Genomic DNA, 14546 nt, shown 5'->3' with positions numbered 1-14546 from the left:
GGCTTGCCTGCGATAGCATCACCTGGGTATCACTGATACACCGAGGTGTCTGCATCGCAGGCAAGCCAGCTCCCACATTTAAACCTGCTTCAGTTCCAGCCGGCGCGATCCATCAAGCGAATCGCCTCGGCCTGGCGCTTGCCCGCCACTTCCACCGGCAAGGTGTCCGCCACGAACTTGCCCCAGGTCGCCACTTCCGCCGAAGGTGGCACTGCCGGGTTGGCCGGGAATTCCTGGTTCACATCGGCAAAGATCTTCTGCGCCTCTGGCGTGGTCATCCACTCCACCAGTGCCTTGGCCGCCTCCGGGTGCGGCGCGTGCTTGGTCAGGCCAATACCCGACAGGTTCACGTGCACGCCACGGTCGCCCTGGTTCGGCCAGAACAGCTTCACCGCCAGGTTCGGGTTCTGTTTGTGCAGACGGCCGTAGTAGTAGGTGTTGACGATGCCCACATCGCACTGCCCCGCGTTGATGGCTTCGAGTACTGCGATGTCATCGGAGAACACATCGGTGGACAGGTTGTTGACCCAGCCCTTGACGATTTCTTCGGTCTTGGACGCACCGTGGGTTTCGATCAAGGTGGCGGTCAGCGACTGGTTGTAGACCTTCTTCGCCGTGCGCAGGCACAGGCGGCCTTCCCACTGTTTGTCGGCCAGGGCTTCGTAGGTGGTCAGGTCGCCGGTTTTTACCCGGTCGGTGGAATAGGCGATGGTCCGCGCGCGCAGGCTCAAGCCCGTCCAGGCATGGGCGGACGAGCGGTATTGCAGGGGAATGTTCTTGTCGATCACCTCGGAGGTGAACGGCTGCAGGATGCCCATTTGCTCGGCCTGCCAGAGGTTGCCGGCATCAACGGTGAGCAGCAGGTCGGCAGTGGCGTTCTCGCCTTCGGCCTTGATGCGCTGCATCAGCGGGGCTTCCTTGTCGGTGATGAACTTCACCTGCACGCCGGTCTTCTTGGTGTAGGCGTCGAACACCGGCTTGATCAGTTCGTCGATGCGTGAGGAGTAGACCACGACTTCGTCGGCGGCCTGCACGGTGGTGCTGCCGATGAGGGTGAGTGCCAGGGCAGTCAGGAGGCGCTTGGGTGCCAACATGGGTGCGGTCTCTCATTTGCAAAAAGAGCGCAAATGATAAGGACTCACATTTGGTAGCGCTCGGCGGAGGCGTTACCAGATGTTGCATAGCCGGGATTTGCGCTGCGGCTAATGGCCTCATCGCGGGCAAGCCCGGCTCCCACAGAGGGTTGCGTTTCAACCTCAGGGTTTGGCGAGCTCCGGGAGATCACCGGTCAGGCCCAGCGCCTGACGCACAAACACTGCCTTGGCTTCGGGCATCTGGTCGACCATTTTCAAGCCGGCATTACGCAGCCAACGCAGGGGCAGTTGATCGGCCTGGAATAACCGTTCAAAGCCTTCCATCGCTGCCATCAACGCCAGGTTATGCGGCATGCGCCGACGCTCGTAACGGCTCAGCACCTTCACGTCCGCCAGGCGTTCACCGCGTTCGCTGGCCGACAACAACACTTCGGCCAGAACGGCGGCATCGAGGAAGCCCAGGTTCACCCCCTGTCCCGCCAATGGGTGGATCACGTGGGCAGCGTCGCCGATCAACGCCAAGCCTTCTGCCACGTAGCGCTTGGCATGCCGCTGGCGCAACGGCACGCACACACGAGGGTCAGCACTGACCACCGTGCCGAGTCGCCCTTCAAAGGCGCGCTCCAGCTCACGACAGAAGCGTTCATCATCCAGCGCCATCAACCGCTCGGACTCAGCTGGCGTGGTCGACCAGACGATCGAACACCAATCCTCCTGCCCATCGCGCACCAAAGGCAGAAACGCCAACGGACCGGTGTCCGTAAAACGTTGCCACGCCGTGCGCTGGTGCGGCTGGCTGCTGCGCACACTGGTGACAATGGCGTTATGCAGGTAATCCCATTCACGGGTCGCCGTGCCGGTCAGACGGCGTACGGCAGAGTTGGCGCCATCAGCGGCGATGACCAGCGGCGCACGCAGTTTGCGGCCATCAGCCAGGGTCAGCAGCCAGTCATCGCCGGAGCGACGCATCTGTTCCAGGCGCGCATTGGCCAGAAGGCCGAGATCGCAATCATGCAGGCGGTCGAGCAAGGCATCCTGAACCACGCGGTTCTCGACGATATGCCCCAACACGTCGGCATGCACACTGGCGGCCGAAAAGTGGACCTGCCCTGTGCCGCTGCCATCCCACACCTGCATCTCGCCGTAAGGGCTGGCACGCCGCTCGACGATGCCCTCCCACACGCCAAGCCGCTCGAGGATGCGTTGGCTGGCAGCCGACAAGGCGCTCACACGAGGCTCGAAAGCGGCCTCGCGGTCGAATGGCTTGACACTCAACGGGCTGCCGTCGAGCAGTAGCACTTGCAGGCCACTGCCCTGCAACGCCAGCGCCAGGGCGCTTCCGACCATTCCGGCCCCGACAATCAGCACATCTGCGCGCATGTCCATGCTTTAAGCCTTGTCTCGTGTGCGGCACAGGCCGCGAATGAAGTGATGGGCGGGTTCAAACATCAGGACGCGTGCCCAGGCCCATGGCCTGACGGGCGAACCAACGTTTGGCCGGTGGCAGCAAGTCCAGCCCCAACAGGCCCAGGTTACGGCCCACCGCCACCAGCGGTTGCGCGCTGCCAAACAGGCGCGTGACCTGGTCGGAGAAACCTACGGTCAAGTTCTGGTCCAGGCGCTGGCGCTCGCGATAGCGTTGCAAAGTCGCCAGGTCACCCGGCACCGCTGGCCCAGCCAGCAGAGCCTCGGCCAAGGCGTTGGCATCGCGCAGGGACAGGTTGAAGCCTTGCCCGGCAATCGGGTGCAGGCTGTGAGCAGCATTGCCGAGGATTGCCAGGTGCGAGCGGACTTGCTCTTCGGCTTCCACCAAGGTCAGCGGATACAGGTGACGGGCGCCGACTTGCTTCAGGGTGCCCAGGCGGTAGCCGAACACGCCCTGCAATTCACTCAGGAAGCTGCGTTCGTCGAGGTTGGCCAGGCGCTGGGCATCCATGCCGAGGCGCGTCCAGACCAGCGCGCAACGGTTGTCTGGCAGCGGCAGCAGGGCCATCGGGCCTTCATCGGTGAAGCGCTCGAAGGCCTCGCCGTTGTGGGCTTCGCTCGGAGTGATGTTAGCGATCAACGCGCTCTGGTTGTACGGACGGGTTTTGACCCCGATGCCCAGTTGCTCACGCAAGCCAGAGCGGCCACCGTCGGCCAGCACGGCCAGGTCGCATTCCAGCACGGTTTCATCGTTGAGCGTCAGGCGATAGCCGTCGGGCAGCGGCTCCATGCGTGTCACTTCCGCTGGGCAGCGCCAGCTGATCACGTCCTTGTCCAGGCCTTGCCACAGGCATTGGCCGAGCCAGGCGTTTTCCACCACGTAGCCCAGGGCAGGCACGCCCTCTTCCATGGCGGACAACCGTGCGGTGGAGAAACGCCCACGGTCCGACACATGAATCTGCTTGATCGGCTCGGCGCGGCGGGAGATTTCCTGCCACAGGCCCAGGCGCTGATAAATCTGCCGAGCGCCAAATGACAGCGCCGATGAACGTGCGTCGTAGCTCGGCTGGTAAGTATCGCCGGGGGCGAACGGCTCGATCAGCACGATCTTCCAGCCACGGGCCTTGGCCCCGGCCTGCAAGGCCAGCGCCAGGCTGGCACCCACCAGGCCACCGCCGATAATCGCCAGGTTGACCCGGCTCATCGGGCAGCCGCCATCAGCGCTTCGATGTCGGCGACGGTCTTGGGCACACCGCCAGTCAGGATTTCACAGCCTTGCTTGGTCACTACCACGTCGTCCTCGATGCGTACGCCAATGCCACGCCATTTCTTTGCCACATTCTGGTTGTCCGGCGAGATATAAATCCCCGGCTCCACGGTCAACGCCATGCCGACCTCCAGCACACGCCATTCACCACCCACTTTGTACTCGCCCACATCGTGCACATCCATGCCCAGCCAATGGCCGGCGCGGTGCATGTAAAAAGCGCGGTAGGCTTCGCTGGTAATCAGTTCATCGACATCGCCCTGCAACAACCCCAGCTTCACCAGCCCGGTGGTGATGACGCGCACCGTTGCCTCATGGGCCTGGTTCCAATGCTTGTTCGGTGCGATCTCGGCAAAGGCGGCCTCTTGGGAGGCCAGCACAATCTCGTAGATCGCCTTTTGCTCGGGCGAAAACTTGCCATTGACCGGCCAGGTGCGGGTGATATCGCTGGCATAGCAGTCGATCTCGCAACCGGCGTCGATCAGCACCAGGTCGCCGTCCTTGAGCACCGCGTCATTCTGCTGGTAATGCAGGATGCAGCTGTTGCGCCCAGCGGCGACGATGGAGCCGTAGGCCGGCATCTTCGCGCCGCCTTTACGAAACTCGTAGTCCAGCTCCGCTTCAAGGCTGAACTCATGCAAACCAGCGCGACTGGCCTGCATCGCCTTCACGTGGGCTGCGCAGGAAATACGTGCAGCTTCGCGCATCACCTTCACTTCTGCCGCCGATTTATACAGGCGCATGTCGTGTAGCAGATGATCCAGGGCAACGAATTCGTTCGGCGGCTGGGCGCCCAGGTGAGCTTTGGAGCGGATCACATTGATCCACTCCATCACATGCCGATCGAACTCGGCGTTACTGCCCATGGCCGAATACACCCGGTCGCGGCCTTCGATCAGACCAGGCAGGATGTCGTCGATATCGGTGATGGGAAAGGCATCGTCAGCGCCAAAGTCGCGGATCGCGCCTTCGGTGCCGGCACGCAGACCGTCCCACAGCTCGCGTTCGGCATTGCGTTCGCGGCAGAACAACACGTACTCGCCATGCAGGCGACCGGGCATCAGCACGATCACCGCTTCCGGTTCGGGGAAGCCGCTCAGGTACTGGAAATCGCTGTCCTGGCGATACACGTGTTCCACATCACGGTTGCGGATCGCCACGGCGGCGGCTGGCAGGATCGCGATGCTGTTGGGTTCCATCTGCGCCATGAGCGCCTTGCGGCGTCGGGTGTATTCCGCTTTGGGGATATGAATCATGGGCAGATGGGCATCCTTTCTTAATGCAGCGAAGGCTTGGGGGCAGCCGGTTCAGCAGACTTGCGGGTCTCGGTGAACAGCAGCAGCGGCGCAACACGCAGGTATTCCATCACTTCCATATAGTCGCTTTCGCCGTCTTCGGACTCTTCCAGGGCGTCTTGCACCTGGGAGATGGCGGCCAAGTCCTGTAGCACTTCCTTGGCGTCGGTGCTCAGTTCCAGGCCAGACGCGTTGACGCCGAAGCCGTGAAGGAAGCCCTGGCACCACTGGCCCAGTGCTGCCGCGCGCTCGGTCAGTGGCGCGTCGTCGGTCGGCAGCAGCAGGACCACCGTGACATCGTCACCGGTCAGTTCGCCCTTGACCATTTCCTGCAGGCCGATCAGCGCATTGCGCACATTATCTTCTGGCTCTTTCTCCAGCAGCTCGGCCACATCGGCCAGCCAGTTGTCAGCATCAAAACCGACGCCGGTGCAGCTGCGGCCCAGCAGCACGCCGTGCAGTTCGGCAGGCGAGCAAGGATGGCCGCTGGTGCTCAGCAGTTTGGAAAAAGCTTCGTACGGGGAGTTCTGAATAGGCATGGTGAGCTAGGCGCCAGACGGCGCAATGTCTAGAATGAAGCGCTGTATCCTAGCACCGGCAGACGTACCAAGACTATCGAGGGCGTCAGATCGTTTATCCTGCAGTTGCCATTCATCAGACAAATCCAGTGGAACCCAATGGAAGACACCGACCTGCAAGCGCTGATGGCCAGACTCGAACTGCTAATTGATCGGGTCGAGCAACTTAAGAGTCAAAACGGACTCCTATTAGCTCAGGAAAAGACCTGGCGCGAGGAACGCGCTCACCTCATTGAAAAAAACGAAATCGCCCGGCGTAAGGTCGAATCGATGATTTCGCGCCTGAAGGCCCTGGAGCAAGACTCATGAGTTCAAGCAATAGCGTAACCGTGCAGATCCTCGACAAAGAATACTCAATCATCTGCCCCCAGGAAGAACGCAGCAACCTGGTGAGTGCCGCCCGTTACCTGGATGGCAAGATGCGTGAGATCCGCAGCAGCGGCAAAGTCATCGGCGCCGACCGTATCGCCGTGATGGCCGCGCTGAATATCACCCACGATCTGCTGCATAAGCAGGAACAGCCTGACGTGCAGGCTAGCGGGTCGACACGTGAGCAGGTGCGTGACCTGCTGGAACGTGTGGATCTGGCGCTTTCCAGCGATTCAGACGCACCCAAGGGCTGATTGACGTGCCGGTTTAAGGTATACTCGCCCCACTCCCTGGCGTGTTTGCCAGTCGGCGATGTCCCTGAGCCGATTCGCACTACCCTGGAAGTTGCACGTTGGGCTGGTGTGCATGTCCGCTAGACGGAAAGCCTTAAAGCCTACTGCTTCTTCCACCTTGAACTTTCGGGTTCAAGGGCTAAGTCGACAGCGGCTCTGTCGGGGAGCCTGAATTCCCAAACTCAATGCCAGTCTTAGGACTGGCATTGTTTTATGAGCCGAAAACCATGACCGAACCTGCGCCGCTTTCCCGTCCGCAACTTCGACGCATGTTGCGCAAAGCCCGCCGCGAACTGTCGCCGAGCGAGCAGCGCCAGGCCGCCCATGGCCTGTATCGGCAACTGGCACAGCACCCGCTGTTTCGCCGGGCCAGACATATCTCGCTCTATCTACCGACGGACGGTGAAATCGATCCGCGCCTGCTGCTGCGCGCCGCCCAGCGTCGGGGCAAAGCCACCTACCTCCCAGTCCTCAGCGCCTGGCCGCGAACCAAGATGGTATTCCAACGCGTGCGACCTGGGGATACGTTGTTGCCGAACCGCTTTCGCATTCTTGAGCCACGGGTGAATGCCAATCGCCAACGCCAGATCTGGGCGCTGGACCTGGTGCTGCTGCCACTTGTGGGGTTTGATGACGTGGGCGGACGCCTTGGCATGGGCGGCGGCTTTTATGACCGCAGCCTCGCTTACCTGGCGCGACGCAAAAGCTGGCGTAAACCGACGCTGCTGGGGCTGGCCCACGAATGTCAGAAGGTCGATCGATTGGCGCAGGCGAGCTGGGACGTGCCGTTGGCGGGCACTGTCACCGATAAACGCTGGTATGTTGCAAAAACGCCGCTGGAAACAGCGGCGCCTTGATAAAGAAGGGTGTTAACGCTTGAACGGTTGCGACTGCTGCTGAGTCAGTTCAACGGGAGCATCGGTCTTGTTCGACCACAGGCTCTGCGCGTACCCGGTGGTCACGACGCCCAGACCAAACAAAATAACCAAAATCCATAGTAAATCCGGTTTACGTTGCATCGATTGCCCCCCTTCAGGCACCTCGTACACGATGACAACAACGTTCAAAAGTAGTCCGTTGCAGCTGCGTCAAGCTTAAAATCCCGGCATTCTGCGTTAACGTGAACCAACACGCAAACCTTGACGCCAACCGACTGTCGGTTTGTCATGGAATTGCCCGACAACTTGCCCAGTGCCTTTTTCAGGAGCCCCAAAATGGCCTATTGGCTGATGAAATCCGAGCCCGATGAACTCTCCATCAAGGGCCTGGAAAAGCTTGGCGAAGCCCGCTGGGACGGGGTGCGTAACTACCAGGCGCGCAATTTCCTACGGGCCATGGCCGTGGGCGATGAGTTTTTCTTCTACCACTCCAGTTGCCCCGAGCCGGGCATTGCCGGCATCGGCAAAATCATTGAGGCTGCCTATCCGGACCCGACAGCGCTAGAACCAGATAGCCACTATTTCGACGCCAAGGCCACCCCGGAGAAAAATCCGTGGAGCGCAATCAACGTGGCCCACGTGAAAACCTTTCCCAAAGTGCTGGGCCTTGGTTACTTGAAACAGCAAACCGCCCTCGCCGAACTGCCGCTGGTGCAAAAAGGCAGTCGCCTTTCAGTAATGCCCGTCACGCCGGAGCAATGGGCCGCAGTGATCAATCTGCTTTAACTGACCGGCATCAAGCCCTTCTCGGGGCACACCGGTCAAACTAGGACGCTAATGCCGCAGGATGCAGCCATGTCAACGAATCACCTTTTGTCCCGCCTTTTCGCCATCGCCCTGATCGCCCTGCTGGTCGGTGCCGGTGGCTTCGGTTATTGGCGTTCCACCCAAGACCGCTTGCCCGCTGGGCTGAGCATGGGCAATGGCCGCCTGGAATCCACCGAAGTACAAATTGCCGCCAAGATCCCCGGGCGCCTGGCCGAAGTGCGGGTGGACGAAGGCGACAAGGTGCTCAAGGGCCAATTGCTGGCGCGCATGGACACCCGTACCCTGGAAGCCCAGCGCGCCCAGGCCGAAGCCGAAGTGCTGCGCGCCAAGGAAAACTTCGCCGCCGCCGAAGCTAACGTGCAATTGCGCCAAAGCGAACAACTGCTGGCCAACCAGGAACTCAAGCGCACCCAGGAACTGTACAAACGCGGCTTCGCCAGCAGCCAGTTGATCGACCAGCAGCAAGCGCGCCAGAACACCGGCAATGCCGCCGTAATCGCCGCGCAAGCCCAGGTCAATTCGGTGAAAGCCGCCATCGGCGCCGCCGAGGCCCAGGTCGCACAACTCACCAGCGAGATCGACGACAGCAGCCTGCGCGCGCCCATCGACGGGATCATCCAGTTGCGCCTGGCCGAGCCTGGCGAAGTGCTGGGCGCGGGAGGCCGTGTACTGCTGCTGATTGACCCGAATGATCAGTACATGAACCTGTACCTGCCCGCCTCCGTCACCGGGCGCCTGACCGTCGGCAGTGATGCGCGCATCCTGCTCGACGCCCTGCCCCAACAACCGCTGCCGGCAAAAATCAGTTTCGTCGCCGCCAAATCCCAGTTCACTCCCAAAGAGGTGGAGACCCGCGACGAACGCCAGAAGCTGGTGTTCCGCGTCAAGCTGCGCCTGACTCAACCCAGCGCCGTGCCCCAGGCCAAACCGGGCATGCCCGGCGCCGGCTATGTGCGCACGGCTGATATCGACTGGCCGGCCAACCTGCAATGACCGGTCTGGCGCTGCACGCCACAGGGATCAACCACCGCTACGGCAAGCAACAGGCACTGCTCGACATCGCGTTCAGCCTGCCGGCTGGCACCCGCTGTGGGCTCATCGGCCCGGACGGCGCGGGCAAGTCGAGCCTGCTGGGGTTGATCGCCGGGGTCAAGAAGCTCCAGCAAGGTCATCTGGAAGTGCTCGGTGGCTCCATCGAAAACCGCCGCCACCGCAACAGCCTGTACCCGCGTATCGCCTTTATGCCCCAGGGCCTGGGCGGCAACCTGTATCCCGAGCTGTCCATCAGCGAAAACATCCGCTTCTTCGCCACGCTGTTCGGCCTGTCCAAGGCCGATTGCGAGCAGCGCATGCACAACCTGCTGCTGGCCACCGACCTTGCACGCTTCGCCGAACGTCCCGCCGGCAAGCTTTCCGGCGGCATGAAGCAGAAGCTCGGCCTGTGCTGCGCGCTGATCCATGACCCGGACCTGTTGATCCTCGACGAGCCCACCACCGGCGTCGACCCACTGTCACGCCGGCGCTTCTGGGAACTGGTAGAGACCGTCCGTAGCGAACGCCCGCAACTGACACTGCTGGTGGCTACGGCCTACATGGAAGAAGCCGAACAGTTCGAACACTGCCTGATGCTCGATCGCGGCAAGCTGATCGCTGACGGCCTGAGCCGGGAGCTGGCAGCCGCCACACCCAGCGGCAAACTGGACGACGCCTTCACTCACTTCCAGGGCGACAGCGCCCACGACAATCAACCGCTGGTCATTCCACCGCGTGAAGCCACCAACGCAGACATTGCCATCGAGGCCCACGACCTGACCCTGCGCTTCGGCGACTTCACGGCCGTCAATAAAGTCAGCTTCGCCATCGGTCGTGGCGAGATTTTCGGTTTCCTCGGCTCCAACGGCTGCGGCAAGACCACCACCATGAAAGTGCTCACCGGGCTGATGCCGGCCACCGAAGGCCGTGCGATGCTGCTGGGCAACCCGGTGAACGCCAAGGACTTGGCGACCCGTAAGCGCGTGGGGTTCATGTCGCAAAGCTTCTCGCTGTACGGCGAACTCAGCGTGCGGCAAAACCTGGTGCTCCATGCGCAATTATTCGACCTGCCTAAGGCCGACAGCAGCCCGCGTATTGATGAACTGATCCAGCGCTTCGACCTGGGCGATGTGGCCGCGCAACCTTCCGGCGAACTGCCCCTCGGCCTGCGCCAGCGCTTATCCCTGGCCGTGGCCGTGTTGCATCGACCCGAAGTGCTGATCCTCGATGAACCCACCTCAGGTGTCGACCCCGCAGCGCGGGATGATTTCTGGCGGCTGCTGATTGAGCTGTCCCGGGAACAGGGCGTGACAATCTTTCTGTCCACCCACTTCATGAACGAGGCCCAACGCTGCGACCGTATTTCCCTGATGCACGCGGGCAAAGTGTTGGCCTGCGACACACCCGACGCCCTGCAACAGCAGTTCCACGGCGACACGTTGGAGGCCGCCTTCGTCACCTGCCTGGAACAGGCCCAGGGTGAAACCGAAGCCACCACGCCGAACAAAACCGTCAGCGAAGCCAGCGGGCCACCGGTCAGCAAGCGCGGTTTCAGCCTAGCTCGGCTACTGGCGGTGGCCAGCCGCGAAGGCAAGGAGCTACTGCGCGACAAAGTGCGCATGGCCTTCGCGCTGCTCGGGGCGATGTTCATGATGGTGATCTTCGGCTACGGCATTTCCCTGGACGTGGAAAACCTCGCCTTCGCCGTCTATGACCAGGACCAGACCCCACAAAGTCGCGCCTACCTGGAAGCGTTTCGCAGCTCGCGCTACTTCGCCGAACAAGCGCCGATTCATGACGCCAATGAGCTGCACCGGCGCCTGCAACGCTCGGAAATCAAGTTGGCCCTGGAAATCCCGCCCGGATTTGGCCGCGACCTCTACGCCGGGCGCCAGCCCACGGTCGCCGCCTGGCTCGACGGTGGCATGCCGTTTCGCGCGGAAACCAGCCGCAACTATGTAGAGGCGGTGCACCAAGGCAATCTTCAACAGTTGGCCGAACTGAGCAGCCTGCCCCGCAGCACTCAAGCCGCCGCCAAACTGGAAACACGCTTTCGCTACAACCAAGACGTGGTCAGCGTGAATGCCATCGGCCCAGGCGTGATGGCACTGATCCTGGCATTTATCCCGGCCATGCTCACCGCCCTGGGCATCGTGCGCGAAAAAGAGCTGGGCTCGATCACCAACTTCTATGCCACGCCCCTGACCCGCCTGGAATTCCTACTGGGCAAACAGGCGCCGTACCTGGCCGTCAGCCTGGTCAACCTGGCGCTGTTGGTGGCGATGAACCGTTGGTTGTTCGGCGTACCGTTCAAGGGCAGCGGCGTGGCCCTGGCGTTCGGCGGCTTGCTGTATGTACTGGCCACCACCAGCATGGGCTTGCTGATTTCCGCGTTTACCCGCACCCAAATCGCGGCGATCCTCGGCACCATGATCATTACTAGCCTGCCGACCATCCAGTTTTCCGGGCTGATCGTGCCGCGCTCATCCCTGGAAGGTGCCGCCGCGTTGATGGGCATGCTGTTCCCGGCGGGGCACTTCCTGGATATCGCAGTGGGCACGTTCACCAAAGCCCTGGACCTGCGCCAGCTGTGGCCGCAGTGCCTGGCGCTGTTTGGCTTTTTCGTCGGGTTCACTGGGTTGAGCCTGATCATGCTCAAGAAGCAGGAGGCCTGATGCACAAGTTCGCGCATGTCCTGCGCCTGGGTCTCAAGGAACTGACCAGCCTGCGCCACGACAGTGTGTTGCTGCTGTTTCTGTTCTACGCCTTCACCGTGGCGATCTACATGCCCGCCGCCGGTTCGGTGATCGGTGTGCACAACGCCAGCGTGGCCTTTGTCGATGAAGACCACAGTGCACTGTCGCGGCAGATGGCCGAGGCGCTGCAGCCACCCGAGTTCCAACCACCCGCACCGCTGACCTACGACCAGTTGGACAAGGTCATGGACAGTGGCGAGTACACCTTCGTGATCAATGTGCCGGCCAACTTCCAGGCGGACCTGTTGGCTGGGCGCCAACCGGGTGTGCAAGTGAACGTCGATGCGACGGCGATGAGCCAGGCCTTCATGGGCGCAGGCTATATCGGCCGGATTTTCCAGCGTGAGTTACAGCGCTACAGCGGCCAGGCCGATGCCGTCGGCAAGGCGCCGGCGCAACTGACCACGCGGGCACTGTTCAACACCAACCTGGAAGGTGGCTGGTTCCTGGCAGTGATCCAGATCGTCAACAACATCACCATTCTTGCCATCGTGCTGACCGGCACTGCGCTGCTGCGTGAGCGCGAACATGGCACCCTCGACCATTTGCTGGTGCTGCCGCTGACCGCGCTGGAAATCATGCTGGCGAAAATCTGGAGCAACATGCTGGTGGTGGTGCTGTGCACCTGGCTGTCGGTGGAACTGGTGGTGAAGGGCTTGCTCGGTGTGCCGCTGGCCGGGTCGTTGGGCCTGTTCCTGCTGGTGACGGCGCTGTATCTGTTCGCCAGCACTGCCCTGGGGATTTTCCTCGCCACCCTCGCCCGCTCGACGCCGCAGTTCGGCTTGCTGGCGATCCCGGTGATCATCCCGATGCTGCTGCTCTCAGGCGGCAGCACACCGCTGGACAGCATGCCCGAATGGTTGCAATGGGTGATGCAGGGCTCGCCGTCAACGCACTTTGTGAGCTTGAGCGCGGCGATTCTGTTCAGGGATGCGGGCGTGAGCGTGGTGTGGCCGGATTTGCTGGCGCTGGCGGGGATTGGGTTGGTGTTTTTTGCGGTGGCGTTGGCGCGATTCAGGAAAAGCCTGGCGTCCTGAGGTGGCTGTACCGCCGTCATCGGGGGCAAGCCCCCCTCCCACATTTGATCGCATTCCAACTGTGGGAGCGGGCTTGCCCGCGATAGTGGCGCAGCGACTACTGAATGATCAGGTTGTTAAACAGCAGGTCTTCCACCACCGGCTTACCGGTTTCGTCGTTCATGACTTGCTGGGTTTGCTTCAAGGCTTCCTGGCGCAGTTTTTCTTTGCCTTCGACCGTGCTCATGGCCTCGTTGGTCTGCTGGGTGAACAGCGCCACCAGTTGGTTGCGAATCAACGCGTCGTTGGCTTTGACCGCAGCAGCGGCTTCAGGCCCAGTCACGCGCAGGGCGATGTCGGCCTTGAACACCTTGAGTTTTGCCGTGCCGTCCAGGCCGTAGTTGCCTACGAACGGCGGGGTCAAGCTGATATAGCTGACCTTCGGCGCCTCACCTTCCTTGGCCTCTTCGGCCTGGGCCGCCATCGGCAAGGTCAAGGCCAGCATCAACAGAATCCACGCTTTCACAGTTCAATCCTCACATTCGGTTGCCCGGTAGCATAACGCTAGCGAGGCTGAGCACAAGCTTATGGCGACTTATCAGGCCCGGGCATGCTCGTTGACCCACGGGCGCACCCTCCTACACTTATCGGCCACGACGCCAAAAGGAATAGTCCGATGAAAGCTGTGCTGTGCAAAGCCTTCGGCCCCGCCGAAACCCTGGTGCTGGAAGAGATCGAGCGCCCGGCGATCAAGAAGAACGAGATCCTGCTCGACGTGCACGCCGCCGGGGTGAACTTCCCGGACACCCTGATCATCGAGGGCAAATATCAGTTCAAGCCGCCCTTCCCATTCTCCCCGGGTGGCGAAGCGGCGGGCGTGGTCAGTGAAGTCGGCGAAAAGGTCAGCCACTTGAAAGTCGGTGACCGGGTCATGGCGTTGACCGGTTGGGGCAGCTTTGCCGAGCAGGTCGCAGTGCCGGGCTACAACGTGCTGCCGATCCCGCCGAGCATGGATTTCAACACCGCCGCCGCGTTCAGCATGACCTACGGCACCTCGATGCATGCCCTGAAACAACGCGCCAACCTGCAACCCGGCGAAACCCTGCTGGTGCTCGGCGCCTCCGGTGGTGTGGGCCTGGCTGCCGTGGAAATCGGCAAAGCCATGGGCGCCCGGGTGATCGCCGCCGCCAGCAGCGCCGACAAACTGGCCGTGGCCAAGGCGGCCGGCGCCGATGAGGTGATCAATTACAGCGAGGCAAACCTCAAGGAAGAGATCAAACGCCTGACCAATGGTAACGGCGTCGATGTGATCTACGACCCGGTGGGCGGCGATCTGTTTGACCAGGCCATCCGCTCCATAGCCTGGAACGGCCGCCTGCTGGTGGTGGGCTTTGCCAGCGGGCGCATTCCCGAACTGCCAGTGAACCTGGCGCTGCTCAAGGGCGCAGCCGTGGTCGGGGTGTTCTGGGGTTCGTTCGCCCAGCGCCAGCCGCAGGACAATGCAGCGAACTTCCAGCAGTTGTTCACCTGGTATGCCGAAGGCAAGTTGAAGCCGTTGGTATCGCAGGTGTATCCGCTGGAGCAGGCGGCTCAGGCGATCAATGACTTGGGGCAGCGCAAGGCGGTGGGCAAGGTCGTCGTCCAAACCCGATAACTAGACTTGAAATGCAACCAACTGTGGGAGGGGGCTTGCTCCCGATAGCAGGGTGTCAGTC

General features: G+C 61.8%; 15 protein-coding genes and 1 other RNA gene. 9 read left to right on the top strand and 7 right to left on the bottom strand.

What is annotated here, in order from left to right; all coding sequences use genetic code 11:
- Positions 1–89: 89 nt before the first annotated feature.
- The 5 genes from ACRESD_RS21930 to ACRESD_RS21910 all read right to left on the bottom strand — a co-directional run bounded on the left by ACRESD_RS21930 (position 90) and on the right by ACRESD_RS21910 (position 5620).
- Positions 90–1094, bottom strand: a complete 1005-nt coding sequence (locus ACRESD_RS21930; protein ID WP_431752820.1) for an extracellular solute-binding protein — start codon at positions 1092–1094, stop codon at positions 90–92.
- 162 nt (positions 1095–1256) lie between these two features.
- On the bottom strand, positions 1257–2474 hold the full coding sequence (locus ACRESD_RS21925; protein ID WP_431752821.1) for a 2-octaprenyl-3-methyl-6-methoxy-1,4-benzoquinol hydroxylase: 1218 nt from the start codon (positions 2472–2474) through the stop codon (positions 1257–1259).
- Positions 2475–2535: 61 nt separating this feature from the next.
- Entirely contained in the window at positions 2536–3723 is a 1188-nt protein-coding gene (gene ubiH, locus ACRESD_RS21920; RefSeq protein WP_431752819.1) for a 2-octaprenyl-6-methoxyphenyl hydroxylase, read from the bottom strand.
- Positions 3720–5042 (bottom strand): Xaa-Pro aminopeptidase, encoded by a 1323-nt coding sequence (pepP, locus tag ACRESD_RS21915; protein ID WP_431752818.1) that lies wholly within the window; start codon positions 5040–5042, stop codon positions 3720–3722. The genes ubiH and pepP overlap by 4 nt, the downstream gene beginning before the upstream one ends.
- Positions 5043–5062: 20 nt before the next feature.
- The gene (locus ACRESD_RS21910) at positions 5063–5620 is read right to left on the bottom strand and encodes a YecA family protein (protein WP_431752817.1); all 558 of its coding nucleotides are present in this window, start codon (positions 5618–5620) and stop codon (positions 5063–5065) included.
- A 138-nt stretch (positions 5621–5758) separates the two neighbouring features.
- On the opposite strand from ACRESD_RS21910, the gene ACRESD_RS21905 reads away from it, so the two are divergent.
- The 4 genes from ACRESD_RS21905 to ACRESD_RS21890 all read left to right on the top strand — a co-directional run bounded on the left by ACRESD_RS21905 (position 5759) and on the right by ACRESD_RS21890 (position 7178).
- Positions 5759–5968 carry a TIGR02449 family protein gene (locus tag ACRESD_RS21905; protein WP_003177365.1) on the top strand — a complete coding sequence of 70 codons (210 nt, stop codon included), beginning with the start codon at positions 5759–5761 and terminating at the stop codon, positions 5966–5968.
- Entirely contained in the window at positions 5965–6282 is a 318-nt protein-coding gene (locus tag ACRESD_RS21900) for a cell division protein ZapA (RefSeq protein WP_431752816.1), read from the top strand. The genes ACRESD_RS21905 and ACRESD_RS21900 overlap by 4 nt, the downstream gene beginning before the upstream one ends.
- A gap of 30 nt (positions 6283–6312) precedes the next feature.
- Positions 6313–6491, top strand: a non-coding RNA gene (ssrS, locus tag ACRESD_RS21895) — 6S RNA.
- Between the two features lie 57 nt (positions 6492–6548).
- Positions 6549–7178, top strand: a complete 630-nt coding sequence (locus tag ACRESD_RS21890; protein ID WP_431752815.1) for a 5-formyltetrahydrofolate cyclo-ligase — start codon at positions 6549–6551, stop codon at positions 7176–7178.
- A 12-nt stretch (positions 7179–7190) separates the two neighbouring features.
- Here the strand turns inward: ACRESD_RS21890 and ACRESD_RS21885 are convergent, their stop codons facing one another.
- Entirely contained in the window at positions 7191–7388 is a 198-nt protein-coding gene (locus ACRESD_RS21885; protein ID WP_431752822.1) for a hypothetical protein, read from the bottom strand.
- Between the two features lie 147 nt (positions 7389–7535).
- On the opposite strand from ACRESD_RS21885, the gene ACRESD_RS21880 reads away from it, so the two are divergent.
- From ACRESD_RS21880 to ACRESD_RS21865, 4 genes are all read left to right on the top strand, one after another.
- Positions 7536–7985, top strand: coding sequence for an EVE domain-containing protein (locus ACRESD_RS21880; protein ID WP_431752814.1), 450 nt, complete (start codon positions 7536–7538; stop codon positions 7983–7985).
- A gap of 69 nt (positions 7986–8054) precedes the next feature.
- Entirely contained in the window at positions 8055–9020 is a 966-nt protein-coding gene (locus tag ACRESD_RS21875; RefSeq protein WP_431752813.1) for an HlyD family secretion protein, read from the top strand.
- Positions 9017–11734, top strand: coding sequence for a ribosome-associated ATPase/putative transporter RbbA (gene rbbA, locus ACRESD_RS21870; RefSeq protein ID WP_431752812.1), 2718 nt, complete (start codon positions 9017–9019; stop codon positions 11732–11734). The genes ACRESD_RS21875 and rbbA overlap by 4 nt, the downstream gene beginning before the upstream one ends.
- Complete coding sequence (locus ACRESD_RS21865; protein WP_431752811.1) at positions 11734–12852, top strand: ABC transporter permease; 1119 nt, start codon at positions 11734–11736, stop codon at positions 12850–12852. The genes rbbA and ACRESD_RS21865 overlap by 1 nt, the downstream gene beginning before the upstream one ends.
- A gap of 97 nt (positions 12853–12949) precedes the next feature.
- On the opposite strand, the gene ACRESD_RS21860 is transcribed toward ACRESD_RS21865, so the two are convergent.
- Entirely contained in the window at positions 12950–13357 is a 408-nt protein-coding gene (locus ACRESD_RS21860; protein WP_431752810.1) for a flagellar basal body-associated protein FliL, read from the bottom strand.
- 150 nt (positions 13358–13507) lie between these two features.
- Between ACRESD_RS21860 and ACRESD_RS21855 the strand changes: the two genes are divergently transcribed.
- A complete protein-coding gene (locus tag ACRESD_RS21855; protein WP_431752809.1) occupies positions 13508–14485 on the top strand; it encodes an NADPH:quinone oxidoreductase family protein in 978 nt (325 codons plus the stop codon).
- The last annotated feature ends 61 nt before the right edge of the window (positions 14486–14546 follow it).

This window comes from Pseudomonas sp., from assembly GCF_050739995.1.
Taxonomy (GTDB): domain Bacteria; phylum Pseudomonadota; class Gammaproteobacteria; order Pseudomonadales; family Pseudomonadaceae; genus Aquipseudomonas.
Note: the sequence above shows the minus strand (reverse complement) of the source record. Positions and strands in the feature narration are given on the sequence as shown.

Coding starts and splice junctions, on each gene's coding strand:
- ACRESD_RS21905 (WP_003177365.1), top strand. CDS start 5,759: ATGGAAGACACCGACCTGCAAGCGCTGATGGCCAGACTCGAACTGCTA.
- ACRESD_RS21890 (WP_431752815.1), top strand. CDS start 6,549: ATGACCGAACCTGCGCCGCTTTCCCGTCCGCAACTTCGACGCATGTTG.
- rbbA (WP_431752812.1), top strand. CDS start 9,017: ATGACCGGTCTGGCGCTGCACGCCACAGGGATCAACCACCGCTACGGC.
- ACRESD_RS21855 (WP_431752809.1), top strand. CDS start 13,508: ATGAAAGCTGTGCTGTGCAAAGCCTTCGGCCCCGCCGAAACCCTGGTG.
- ACRESD_RS21880 (WP_431752814.1), top strand. CDS start 7,536: ATGGCCTATTGGCTGATGAAATCCGAGCCCGATGAACTCTCCATCAAG.
- ubiH (WP_431752819.1), bottom strand. CDS start 3,723: ATGAGCCGGGTCAACCTGGCGATTATCGGCGGTGGCCTGGTGGGTGCC.
- ACRESD_RS21925 (WP_431752821.1), bottom strand. CDS start 2,474: ATGCGCGCAGATGTGCTGATTGTCGGGGCCGGAATGGTCGGAAGCGCC.
- ACRESD_RS21930 (WP_431752820.1), bottom strand. CDS start 1,094: ATGTTGGCACCCAAGCGCCTCCTGACTGCCCTGGCACTCACCCTCATC.
- ACRESD_RS21910 (WP_431752817.1), bottom strand. CDS start 5,620: ATGCCTATTCAGAACTCCCCGTACGAAGCTTTTTCCAAACTGCTGAGC.
- ACRESD_RS21875 (WP_431752813.1), top strand. CDS start 8,055: ATGTCAACGAATCACCTTTTGTCCCGCCTTTTCGCCATCGCCCTGATC.
- pepP (WP_431752818.1), bottom strand. CDS start 5,042: ATGATTCATATCCCCAAAGCGGAATACACCCGACGCCGCAAGGCGCTC.
- ACRESD_RS21900 (WP_431752816.1), top strand. CDS start 5,965: ATGAGTTCAAGCAATAGCGTAACCGTGCAGATCCTCGACAAAGAATAC.
- ACRESD_RS21865 (WP_431752811.1), top strand. CDS start 11,734: ATGCACAAGTTCGCGCATGTCCTGCGCCTGGGTCTCAAGGAACTGACC.